This window comes from Mesobacillus sp. (genome assembly GCF_057785455.1).
Window position 1 is genome coordinate 68,296 of sequence record NZ_JBYNSB010000001.1, and the last position, 12,338, is coordinate 80,633.

10 protein-coding genes are annotated in these 12,338 nt (G+C 43.9%); all 10 read right to left on the bottom strand.

All coding sequences use genetic code 11. From position 1 onward, the window contains the following. Positions 1-70: 70 nt before the first annotated feature. The gene (locus tag AC3EBE_RS00355; protein ID WP_488593050.1) at positions 71-508 is read right to left on the bottom strand and encodes a YlbF/YmcA family competence regulator; all 438 of its coding nucleotides are present in this window, start codon (positions 506-508) and stop codon (positions 71-73) included. Between the two features lies 1 nt (position 509). After that, complete coding sequence (miaB, locus tag AC3EBE_RS00360; protein WP_488593051.1) at positions 510-2,054, bottom strand: tRNA (N6-isopentenyl adenosine(37)-C2)-methylthiotransferase MiaB; 1,545 nt, start codon at positions 2,052-2,054, stop codon at positions 510-512. A gap of 261 nt (positions 2,055-2,315) precedes the next feature. After that, complete coding sequence (locus AC3EBE_RS00365; RefSeq protein ID WP_488593052.1) at positions 2,316-3,182, bottom strand: 2-oxoacid:ferredoxin oxidoreductase subunit beta; 867 nt, start codon at positions 3,180-3,182, stop codon at positions 2,316-2,318. A 1-nt stretch (position 3,183) separates the two neighbouring features. Continuing rightward, entirely contained in the window at positions 3,184-4,917 is a 1,734-nt protein-coding gene (locus AC3EBE_RS00370) for a 2-oxoacid:acceptor oxidoreductase subunit alpha (RefSeq protein WP_488593053.1), read from the bottom strand. A gap of 306 nt (positions 4,918-5,223) precedes the next feature. Further along, positions 5,224-6,147, bottom strand: coding sequence for a dipeptidase (locus AC3EBE_RS00375; RefSeq protein WP_488593054.1), 924 nt, complete (start codon positions 6,145-6,147; stop codon positions 5,224-5,226). Positions 6,148-6,273: 126 nt separating this feature from the next. Continuing rightward, complete coding sequence (gene spoVS, locus AC3EBE_RS00380; protein ID WP_010193268.1) at positions 6,274-6,534, bottom strand: stage V sporulation protein SpoVS; 261 nt, start codon at positions 6,532-6,534, stop codon at positions 6,274-6,276. A 168-nt stretch (positions 6,535-6,702) separates the two neighbouring features. Beyond that, positions 6,703-7,500, bottom strand: a complete 798-nt coding sequence (locus tag AC3EBE_RS00385; RefSeq protein ID WP_488593055.1) for a TIGR00282 family metallophosphoesterase — start codon at positions 7,498-7,500, stop codon at positions 6,703-6,705. 171 nt (positions 7,501-7,671) lie between these two features. Further along, positions 7,672-9,234, bottom strand: a complete 1,563-nt coding sequence (rny, locus tag AC3EBE_RS00390; protein WP_488593170.1) for a ribonuclease Y — start codon at positions 9,232-9,234, stop codon at positions 7,672-7,674. A gap of 294 nt (positions 9,235-9,528) precedes the next feature. Beyond that, positions 9,529-10,569 (bottom strand): recombinase RecA, encoded by a 1,041-nt coding sequence (gene recA / locus AC3EBE_RS00395; protein WP_488593056.1) that lies wholly within the window; start codon positions 10,567-10,569, stop codon positions 9,529-9,531. A 511-nt stretch (positions 10,570-11,080) separates the two neighbouring features. Continuing rightward, the gene (locus tag AC3EBE_RS00400) at positions 11,081-12,331 is read right to left on the bottom strand and encodes a competence/damage-inducible protein A (RefSeq protein WP_488593057.1); all 1,251 of its coding nucleotides are present in this window, start codon (positions 12,329-12,331) and stop codon (positions 11,081-11,083) included. Between the last annotated feature and the right edge of the window lie 7 nt (positions 12,332-12,338).

Below are 12,338 nucleotides of genomic sequence, written 5' to 3' on the forward strand. Positions count from 1 at the left end.
TCCTCTTATATTCGAGTCCGATTTGCAACAACGGGCTTTGCAGACAAAGCGCTCAATCGCCAATGGGTTTTTAGTGGCTGCAGCTTCCGCAGCTTGCATCATTTTTAATTGCAGCACCTGTTTCACCGCGCAAAACATCCCCGCCAGTAGAAGCAACGACTTCATCAGTAACAGTGTTTGAAATAGTTGCTGCTATCAGCTGCAGCAGGTCATTGACTTCAATTTGAGATTGCTTGAATTCCTGAACGACCGGAATTTCATCAAGCTGCTGCTCCAAGGCATTAATTTTTTCTTCAGTCTTTTTATAAGCTTCTGTCTTGCCATAATGCTGGAAGTTAACTGCCTGTTTTTGCAGACCTTTAATAGAAGAAATGATGGTTTTCACTTTTTCATTTTCATGGATTTGTGCTTCTGCCCGCTTGAAAAAGTCAACCTCTTCAGTTTCTGCAATCATTAACGCGATTTCCTTAGCACGCTGGACAATGTCATCTTTATTGTATTTAGCCAACTTAATTCACCTCAACTGGTTCGTATTCTTCAATCATTTCCCCGTTTAATGACCATGTTTTTGCGTCAGTGATCTTCACTTTCACAATTTTGCCGATTGCCGTTTTAGGACCGACAAAGTTCACAAGCTTCATTTTGCTTGTATAACCAGCAAGGACCTCAGGGTTATTTTTGCTTTCGCCCTCTACGAGCACTTCAACAATTTGATCCTGATATTTTTTCATCGACTGTGCCGATTGCTCATTCACAAGAGCATTCAAACGCTGCAAACGCTCTTTCTTCACTTCCATTGGGACATTATCCTGCATCTTCGCAGCAGGTGTGCCTTCCCTAGGAGAATAGATGAAAGTATATGCAGCTTCAAAACCAACTTCGCGAACAAGAGACATTGTTTCCTCGAATTGCTCGTCAGTTTCATTTGGATAACCTACGATTATATCTGTTGTCAGTGTCGCATTCGGAATCGCTGCCTTGATCTTGCCAACAAGTTCCAAATACTGCTCGCGTGTGTATTTGCGTGCCATGATCTTCAAGATTTCTGTTGATCCTGATTGTACTGGAAGGTGGATATGATCCATGAGGTTGCCGCCTTTGGCGAGAACTTCAATCAAGTGATCATCAAAATCGCGCGGATGGCTTGTCGTGAAGCGGATGCGCGGGATATCAATCTTACGCATTTCATCCATCAATTCTCCAAGTCCGAATTTTATGTCGGTAAAATCCTTTCCGTAGGCGTTTACGTTCTGGCCAAGCAGAGTAATTTCCTGGTAGCCCTGGGCAGCAAGCTGGCGTACCTCCTGTATGATATCTTCAGGACGGCGGCTTCGTTCTTTACCACGTGTATAAGGGACGATGCAGTAGGTGCAGAATTTATCACAGCCATACATAATGTTAACCCATGCCTTGATATTTCCGCGGCGTACCTTAGGAAGGTTTTCAATAACGTCTCCTTCCTTTGACCATACCTCAATCACCATTTCTTTTGACATATATGCTTCATGAAGGATATTTGGCAGGCGGTGAATATTATGGGTACCAAAAATCATATCAACCTGGTTATAGGTTTTAAGGATTTTGTTAACAACCGACTCTTCCTGCGACATACAGCCACAGACACCAATCAGGAGATCAGGGTTCTCTTTTTTCAAATGCTTAAGGTGGCCAAGTTCCCCGAAAACCTTATTTTCAGCATTTTCCCTAATTGCGCAGGTGTTCAAAAGAATGACATTGGCATCTTCAACCGAATCAGTTGGTTCGTATCCAAGGCCAAGGAAAATCCCTGCCATTACTTCAGTATCGTGCTCATTCATCTGGCAGCCATAGGTGCGAATATAGAACCTTCTGCCCTGGCCCATACCCCTGAATTCCTCAGGAATATTGAAATCCTTATGGTATGCTACTTCTTCTTTCCCGCGTTTTTTTGCATCTTTTAAAGAAGGAGCTGTATAAACTGTTTCAAAGTACTTGCTGTAATCCTTGGCGGATTTTTTGTCCGAAGAATTTGCAGACTGCACTTGCTGGCTTTCTAAACGCTGGTTTTCGTTCATATTTAGACCCCTTTCACAGGTAATAGAAAACAGGGCAAGCTATTTGGATACCCCTGAAAATATTAAATATACACATTATAATAGTATAAACTCTTCACCCATTGAACACAATAGGATGCTCTGGAATAAGAGCTTTCAAGTAAAAAAAGCCTGTCTAGTATATCATTTTATCCTAAAAATCTGCTTAGTATAGTGATAGTTATCACTATTGCCATAAAAAACCCCAATCAAAATGATTGGGGTTTTTTTACAAATTATAGATTACATAAACTCAGCAACAAGCTTGTCAAAATGAGCCTGGTCAAGCTTCAAATCAGCATGTGCAAGTGGAGTTTCAGAATACCCGCTAACTAGCTCCTGATATGATTTGCGCTCAGTATCTTGATAAATCAATCCAGTTACTAATCCTTGGTGCTGCATCAGTGTTTGCATTGCAGCTTCACGATTAGAAGGATCATAGCCTTCAATATCGCTAAGCTTGGTCAAGTTCTCTTTGAACCAGTCATATGTGTTTACTTTATTGTAAGTTACACATGGGCTGAATACATTGATTAAAGAGAAGCCTTCATGCTTGATTCCCGCTTCAATCAGGGCGGTCAAATCCTTCAGGTCAGTCGAGAAGCTTTGAGCCACGAATGTAGCGCCAGCTGTCAGTGCCAGTTCCATTGGAGAAATAGCCTGTTCAATAGAACCTGCAGGTGTTGACTTCGTTTTGAAACCAGCAGCTGAACGCGGGGAGGTTTGTCCCTTTGTCAGGCCGTAAATCTGGTTGTCCATAACGATGTAAGTGATGTTGATATTGCGGCGGATTGCATGGACTGTGTGTCCCATACCAATTGCGAATCCATCTCCGTCACCACCAGAAGCGATAACTGTCAAATCACGGTTTGCCATCTTAACACCCTGCGCGATTGGAAGCGCACGGCCATGGATACCGTGGAAACCATAAGAATTGATATAGCCTGAGATACGGCCAGAACAGCCGATACCTGAAATTACAGCCAAGCCTTCAGGCTCAAGACCGACATTCGCAGCTGCACGCTGAATTGCCGCCTGTACAGAGAAGTCGCCGCAGCCTGGGCACCAGTTTGGTTTTACATTATTGCGAAATTCTTTAAACGTCGCCATCCTAGAACAACTCCTTGCATTTTGTGTGGACTTCCTGAGGCAAGAATGGATTTCCGTCGTACTTAAGGATCTTGTGGATCTTTTCATGGCTTCCGACGTTCATCTTCATGATGTTTGCCAGTTGTCCTGTCGCATTGTTTTCAATTACTGCAACTTTCTTTGCAGATCTGACAAGCTCCATCATTTCATCAGCTGGGAATGGATGAATCAGGCGTACATGTGCGTGGTTCACTTTCAAACCATCCTTCTCAAGCCTTCCCATTGCTTCTTCGATTGCACCACGTGTAGAGTTGAAACCTACAATCAATAGGTCTGCTTCCTCATGCGGAGCATTCTTATGGATTGGCGTATCGAACTTCAGATTGCTGATTTTGCGGAAGCGCTTATCCATCTGGGCAATGCGGTTCGCAGCAGATTCTGAAGGTTTTCCAGTCTCGTCATGCTCAACACCAGTAACGTGGTGGATACCATTCTTCATTCCAGGGATGACACGAGGTGAAACGCCATCCTCTGTCACTTCATAACGCTTAAAGTAACCTTTGTCATCAATTTCAGGAAGTGCTTCAGTAGCTAGTTTTCCACGGCGGATTTCAACTTTGCCAAAATCAAGCGGTTCAACAGTCTGCTTTCCTAATGATAACTGAAGGTCAGTTAAGACAATAACCGGACACTGATATTCTTCAGCAAGGTTAAATGCTTCAGCGGCATCGTAGAAAGCTTCCTGTACAGTACTTGGAGCCATGACGATCTTCGGAATCTCACCATGAGTTCCATAAATCATCGCCATTAGATCTGATTGTTCCTGTTTAGTAGGAAGACCTGTTGATGGGCCCCCACGCTGAGTGTCAACAATAACAAGCGGAGTTTCAGTGATACCTGAAAGGCCGATTGCTTCCATCTTCAATGAAAGTCCAGGACCTGCAGAAGCTGTAAGTGCACGGACGCCGCCGTAGTTTGCACCAATTGTCATCGTAACGGCAGCAATCTCATCTTCTGTCTGGATAACTGTTCCGCCAAGAGCAGGAAGTTTTTTGATCAAATATTCCATGATTTCTGATGCAGGTGTGATTGGGTATGCAGCCATGAAACGGCAGCCCGCTGCAACAGCACCAAGTGCGATTGCATCATTCCCAATCATAAATAGGCGTTTTTGACCATCCGCTTTTTCAAGCTGCATAGTCTCGGAATCGCCTAATTGTTGTTTCGTATATTCGTAGCCCGCTTTGATGGCTTCCATATTTTTATCGACAACTTGTTGTCCTTTGCGTCCGAAGATTTCCTGGACGACTTCTTCAAAAACCTGAATATCCAAGTCTAAAATAGCGCTAGTTGCACCGATGGCAACCATGTTTTTCATAAGAGATGTTCCCAGTTCAGTAGCCATTTCTGTAAATGGAACCGCATACATTGCGGCTTGTGTATCCTCTGGCTTCTTAGGGTCAAACTTAGCATCAGCAATAATTACGCCATTCTCATGCAATTCCTTGTAGTTCACATCGATTGTTTCCTGATCGAATGCCACTAGGATATCTAAATCATCAGAAATAGATCGAACCTGTGTAGTGCTTACTCTGATCTTGTTATTCGTATGTCCGCCTTTGATACGTGATGAAAAGTGACGGTAGCCATACAAGTAGTAGCCTAGACGGTTCAATGCAATAGAGAAAATTTCCCCGGTAGATTCGATTCCTTCTCCCTGCTGTCCGCCAACTTTCCATGAAAGTTGATTGATCATCTCTTACACCCCTTTAGATACGTAAAAAAATATGTAAAAACGCTTCACGTTTTTAAGTGTAGCACTTTTCCAAGTAATTCACTAGAAATTAGCGGAATTATCTATTAATATGCTGAATTCTAGTAAATGGATGGTACTAAACGCTTACAATTCTAGACCTATGTGAAAAAAAAAGCAACCCTTTCCAAACAAATATTGGCTAAAATATGAATATTTTTTTATTTATTAAAATATTGTAAGTACATTGTTTTTTCACCGTTTGCACAGGTCCAGCCCATCCCTTGCTGCTATTGGTTTCAGTCCATCTCAGTACGGAAGTCTTTCCGACATGTTCCGGTATAAAAATTTCTGTACTTGTATTTCAGAATAATATTTTTGCAACTTATCAATCAAATTCAGGTATTGTTCATTCGCAGAAAGGCCGCTGACAGTAAAGTCAATCCCATCGAAATCAGAACCAAAGCCTGCATGGTCCTCGCCGCCCAGTTCACAAATATGTTCAAGATGACGAAGCACATCGTCAATCTGTGCATCCTTTCTCCCTGATAGAAACTCAGGAACAAACGTAATACCGATTACTGAGTTCTTATCAATCAACGCCTTGATTTGGTCATCCCTCAGGTTCCTTGGGTGAGAGCAAAGGGAATGGCAGTTGGAATGGGAGGCAAATGCCCTGCTGCTAGTTTCAATGACATCCCAGAAAGCCCTTTCTGATAAATGCGAAACATCACACATCGTTTCTGAATCGTTCAGCAGGGAGACAACCTGTCTGCCAAACCTCGAAAGCCCTGCTCCGCGCTCTTCAAGCGCTCCATCTGCTGCATAGTTTCCATAGTTCCACGTCAACCCCACAGAACGGACCCCCAGCCTGAGAAGTGTCCTTAGCTTTAATAAGTCCTGGCCAATCGCGTCACAGCCTTCTAAAGCCAGCACAGCTCCAATTTGATGGTCCTCCAGCCTGGCAATATCCTGCCTGCTGTTGACAAGCTTCATTTGCGGATTCGGTGAAAGCACTTTTTCATAAAACAGATCCGCCATGCGCAGGGCAGCCTGAAACTTCAAGTCAGGATGCACTGTCTCTGGCACATAAATTGCAAAGAACTGTACCTTTGTTCCGGAATTATTCAGACGTTCAAGGTTCACCTGCAGTTCCCCTGAGTTTCGAAAATTGAGTTCTGGCTTCATGAATAACTTATATAATACATCGCAATGCGTATCGATAATTGCCACAAGATTTCCTCCTTTTTTCCAAAACCGCTTAAATAAAAGAAACCTGCTTGCGTCAGCAAACAGGCAAAATTAAAACCCCTTTAATCCTATTAAGATATATTTATCTTATGCATACTGCTGCCAGATTCACCTGGGCTCTACAATCAACTTGATTGCAGTACGCTCTTCGCCATCAATCAGGATATCAGTAAATGCCGGGATGCAAATGAGATCGACGCCGCTGGGTGCTACGAACCCTCTTGCGATCGCTACTGCCTTAACGGCCTGATTCAATGCACCCGCTCCAATTGCCTGGATTTCCGCGCCGCCTCTTTCTCGCAGAACTCCAGCAAGCGCACCAGCTACAGAATTAGGATTAGATTTTGCTGAAACTTTTAATATTTCCATTCCTGGCTCCTCCTTATATTGTCCCGATCCTGGAAGCCATAGGTGGACATCCAGGTTAGTTTGTTCCACTGCTACTATATTCAGGAGAGAGCCTATATATGACCTGCGCTTAAAAAAACATTAAACCCTACATATGTAATCTGGAGTTTTTTTCACCACAAAATTTTATCAGTCGTAAAACGGATGATCCTCATTGATGAGCACTGTCTGGATTTTCTTTGCAGACCCAGTATTTTTGTCGAGATCAACCAGCACTGCGGAAAGCTGAGTGCGGCCGTCTTTTGCGACTTCGAATCTAGTCGGCAGGCTTGTAAGGAACCTTTTAAGCACAGCTTCCCTTTCAACCCCTAAAATGCCGTCATATGGCCCGGTCATTCCAACATCAGATACATAGGCTGTGCCATTAGGCAAAATCCGCTGGTCCGCCGTCTGAACATGTGTATGAGTGCCTACCACGGCAGATACCCTGCCATCAAGATACCAGCCCATTGCCTGCTTCTCACTCGTTGCCTCAGCATGGAAATCCACAAAGATCAGCGGAGTCCTCTTCCTTGCTTCCTCAATCAATTGATCGGCTTTTTTGAAAGGACAATCAATTGGAGCTAAAAACGTCCTGCCCTGCAAATTAATCACAGCGAGCTCTTCCTGATTAATCCTTAAATAAACGATGCCTTTCCCAGGAACTGCTTCCGGGTAATTCGCTGGCCTTACCAGGTACTTGGCTTCATCTATGAATTCGAATATATCCCTGTTATCCCAAGCATGGTTGCCGAGCGTTACCGCCTGTGCCCCCTGTTCAAGGAACTGCCTGTATATTTTTTCGGTTATCCCTTTGCCACTGGCTGAGTTTTCCCCATTTATGATTGTCACTGTCGGACGAAACTTATCTTTTAATTTTGGCAGATATTCCTTTACCATATCCCTGCCTGGAGAACCTACTACATCTCCCACAAATAAAATCCTCATCAAAATTCCCTTTCCTGTGCTGGATTTTTGTTATACATCATTGTACCACACTTTTTTTGGGATAAAAAAAGTGGCGGGCTTTGAATCCCTATAAATACTCAGATTGGCATTAGAGCCTAATGGTTATTTTAGAGCCAGTACAATAAAAAAAGCGGTGCAAAAAGCACCGCTTTATTTTGCGTATTCAACTGCCCTTGTCTCTCTGATGACTGTAACTTTGATATGTCCTGGATAATCAAGCTCTTCCTCGATTTTCTTACGGATATCACGTGCAAGGCGATGAGCCTGCAAGTCATCGATTTGATCGGGTTTAACCATAATCCGGATTTCTCTTCCCGCCTGGATTGCGAATGATTTTTCGACTCCTTCATAGGATTCAGAAATCTCTTCAAGCCTTTCAAGGCGGCGGATATAGTTTTCAAGCGCTTCGCTGCGGGCACCTGGCCTTGCAGCTGATAATGCGTCGGCAGCTGCAACAAGTACTGCAATGATCGAAGTCGGCTCAGTATCTCCATGGTGGGAAGCAATACTGTTGATGACAACAGGATGTTCCTTGTACTTAGTTGCAAGTTCCACACCAATTTCAACGTGGCTTCCTTCTACTTCATGGTCGATTGCTTTTCCAATATCATGCAGGAGTCCTGCACGGCGAGCCAATGTTTCATCTTCACCTAACTCAGCAGCAAGCAATCCGGACAATTGAGCTACTTCCATTGAATGTTTTAGTACATTCTGTCCGTAACTTGTACGATACTTCAAGCGGCCAAGAATTTTGATAAGGTCAGGGTGCAGCCCGTGAACGCCCACTTCAAAGGTCGTTTGTTCGCCTACCTCACGAATGTGTTCATCTACTTCACGGCGTGCCTTTTCAACCATTTCCTCAATTCGAGCCGGATGAATACGTCCGTCCTGAACTAGCTTGTCTAAAGCCAAACGGGCTGTTTCACGTCTGATTGGGTCAAAACCGGAAAGGATAACTGCTTCCGGAGTGTCATCAATGATGAGATCAATCCCAGTCAACGTTTCCAGGGTACGGATATTCCGTCCCTCACGGCCGATGATGCGTCCCTTCATTTCATCGTTAGGAAGGTTGACAACTGATACTGTCGTTTCAGCGACATGGTCAGCTGCGCATCTTTGGATGGCAAGAGAGAGAACTTCTTTTGCTTTCTTATCGGATTCCTCTTTCGCCCTGTTTTCGTTTTCCTTAATCATTAATGCAATGTCGTGAGCAAGCTCTTGCTCAGTTCGTTCCAAAATGATGGATTTAGCCTCATCACGCGTTAAGCCCGAGATGCGTTCAAGTTCAGCCTGCTGATTTCGTACCATCTCGTCCACTTTGCTTTCCATCTCTTCAATATGCTGTTGTCTTTTGGAAAGAGCATCATCTTTCTTCTCTAAAAGATTTTCACGTTTGTTCAACGATTCATCTTTACGATCAAGATTCTCCTCTTTTTGCAATAAACGATTTTCTTGTTTTTGCAGTTCATTTCTTCGTTCACGAATTTCACGTTCTGCTTCAGTGCGCAGCTTGTGATTCTCATCCTTAGCCTCTAGCAGGGCTTCTTTCTTCATAGCCTCTGCTTCGCGCTTCGCATCTTCAATGATCTGCTCAGCAGCGTTTCTGGCACCTGCAATTTTTGCTTCCGCAACGGATTTACGATAAAAATAGCCAACAACTGCACCGACGAATAGGCCAAGCAAAATGGAGATGATCAAAATAATAGGATCCATCATTTTCACCTCCTCTTGCTATGAACTTGTGTTACGTTTTTTAAAGTGTCGGCATGTACATTGTTTCAAGCATCAACATACAGCTCTAATGCTTTTAAACGTTTTTAATACCATGAAAATGTAAAATATACATGTTTAATTGTAAAGCTGCCAAATTTTATTGTCAAGGGTTTGTCCTGTAAGGGATGGATTCCTTTTTAAAATTATTCTATCAATTCAATTTTTTAGGGAATTATTGCAAATAAGGTCCCCTGGATTCAGGAGACCTTATTTGCATATTTATAGCTAAATCTATTAATCAAGTTCAAATTCTTCCTGGTCTTCGTCTGTTTCTGTGACGGTGAACTCTCCATCGAGACCATAATGGTCACGAATCTTTTTCTGAACTTCAAGACGGATGGATGGGTTTTCCTTCAGGAAGACTTTTGCATTTTCCCTTCCCTGTCCAAGACGTTCACCATTATAGGAGTACCACGAACCGCTTTTATCGACGATATCAAGGTCTGAACCCATGTCGATGATTTCGCCCTCTTTGGAAATCCCCTCACCGTACATGATGTCAACTTCAGCTGTCCGGAACGGCGGAGCCACCTTGTTCTTAACAACCTTAATCTTTGTTTTATTACCGACCATGTCATTGCCCTGCTTCAAAGTCTCTGCACGGCGCACTTCAAGACGCACACTTGAATAGAACTTCAGAGCGCGTCCGCCTGGTGTAGTTTCAGGGTTACCGAACATAACACCAACTTTTTCACGAATCTGGTTGATAAAAATTGCGATTGTCTTAGATTTATTGATGGCACCTGATAGCTTTCGCAATGCCTGGGACATAAGGCGGGCCTGCAGACCAACATGGGAATCACCCATCTCGCCTTCGATTTCAGCTTTTGGTACAAGAGCAGCAACTGAGTCAATAACGATGATATCGATTGCGCCGCTTCGAACAAGGGCTTCAGCAATTTCCAGAGCCTGTTCTCCTGTATCCGGCTGAGAAAGAAGAAGTTCATCGATATTTACGCCCAGCTTCTGTGCGTATACAGGATCGAGAGCATGTTCAGCGTCAATGAATGCAGCCTGTCCGCCATTAGCCTGTACTTCAGCGATTGCATGAAGCGCCACTGTTGTTTTACCTGAACTTTCAGGACCGTAAATTTCAATAACACGTCCGCGGGGATATCCGCCTATTCCTAAAGCGACATCCAATGCCAGGGAACCACTTGGAGAAGTAGAAATCTTCGTGTCTGTCTTTTCTCCCAATTTCATAACTGAGCCTTTACCAAATTGTTTTTCAATTTGTTTTAACGCCATATCTAACGCAGCTTGACGATCACTCACTCAATTTTCCTCCTTTTATATAGAACGGACTGGCGTACTGCCTGCCCGCAAAACTCTTATTTAAAACCTACTATTACTATACCTTTTTCCTGGCGGTTTGTCCATCAAAAAATCGAACATTTATTCGTTTTTTTTCAAGCTGAACTATTTGACAAAATTCAATTTTGGATATGATTTTTACTGTTTTTCCACCGGAGCACACCAGCCAAAACTTATTTCCCCGAAGAAATCTGTCTATTTATTTTTTAAGAAAGGCTCTGTTAAACGAGGCTGTTGATTTTCGTTCCAGGCGCTTCGCTTTCCTCTGAAAAATTGTGAAAAAGCCCAATTGCCGGCTTTTTCAAGAGCAAATTTTTCTTGGGGCGTGCGGTGAGCCTCCTCGTCGCTTTGCTCCTGCGGGGTCTCACCTGCCCGCTTCATCCCGAAGGAGTCTTCGCGCCTTCCACTACAATCAATAGGGTTAAAAATCAACATTCAGCTTTAACACAGCCTTAAGAAAAAAACACGGAGCTTAGGGCTTCCGTGTTCCTTTTAATCTATTAAGCAATAAAAAACAGCCATGCTTTACCGCCCGGGTTCTGACTGCTGCCCTTGACCCGCCAAGCTGAAGCTTTTCGGTGTGTACTTGCTCACCATTGATATGTATTCCGATATAGACTGTTCCAGCCGGGTGCCCTTCCAGTTCATCTGGTCCTGCTACACCCGTAAAGCTTATACCCACATCCGAATTTGTCAGTGCAGCAGCGTTTATAGCAAGCTCCTCAGCGCACTCGCTGCTGACAGCCCCATACTTAGAAATCGTTTCGGTCCTGACATTCAGCAGCTGGATTTTAGCTTCGTTAGAATAGGAGACAAAGCCTCCCTTAAAGACGCTGCTAGCCCCCGGAACTGAAGTGAGCTCCTGCTGAAACATTCCGCCTGTTAAGCTTTCAGCAGCTGATACGGTAAGATTATTTTCCTTTAGCGCGTTGTAGAGCTCTGCTATGAGGGAAGTCTCTCCGTACCCATATAAATATTGCCCAACCCTGGCCTTTATTTCAGCTTCAACTTTGTCGATCAGCGCCTCGGCCGTGCTGGCGGATTCATCCCTTGCAGTAAGCCGCAGGGTCACCTCACTGTCACTTGCCAGGGGAGCTATGGTCGGATTGCTTTGCGCATCGATTAAGTCTTCAATTTTAGCTTCCAGAGCTGCTTCTCCAATCCCAAAGAAGCGAAGTACCCTTGATTCAATTTTTGACTGGCGGCCAAACATGCCTGCTATCGCTTCCTGACCATACTTGAGGAACATGGGCTCCATTTCCGAAGGAGGCCCAGGAAGCAGCATGTATTTACGGTTTTCAACCGATAAAAACATTCCCGGAGCCATCCCATTGTCATTTTTCAGGATGTATGACCCCTCAATGACCATAGCCTGCCTCCGATTGTTTTCAGTCATCACTCTATTCGTTTTTTTGAAATAGTCCTCAATTGATTGCATGGCTTCTTCGTCGAGGACAAGCTTTTTCCCTAGCAGTGCCGCAATACTATCCTTTGTCAGGTCATCCTTAGTTGGCCCTAGCCCGCCTGTAAAGATGATAAATTCCGCACGGTCCTGTGCAATCTTAACTGCCTGCTTGAGCCTGTCAGGATTATCACCAACGACAGTATGGTAAAACACATTGATACCAAGTTCAGCAAGCTGCCTTGAAAGGAATCTAGCATTAGTATTGACGATTTGGCCAAGAAGCAGTTCCGAGCCTACCGCAATGATTTCAGCATTCATGTATACT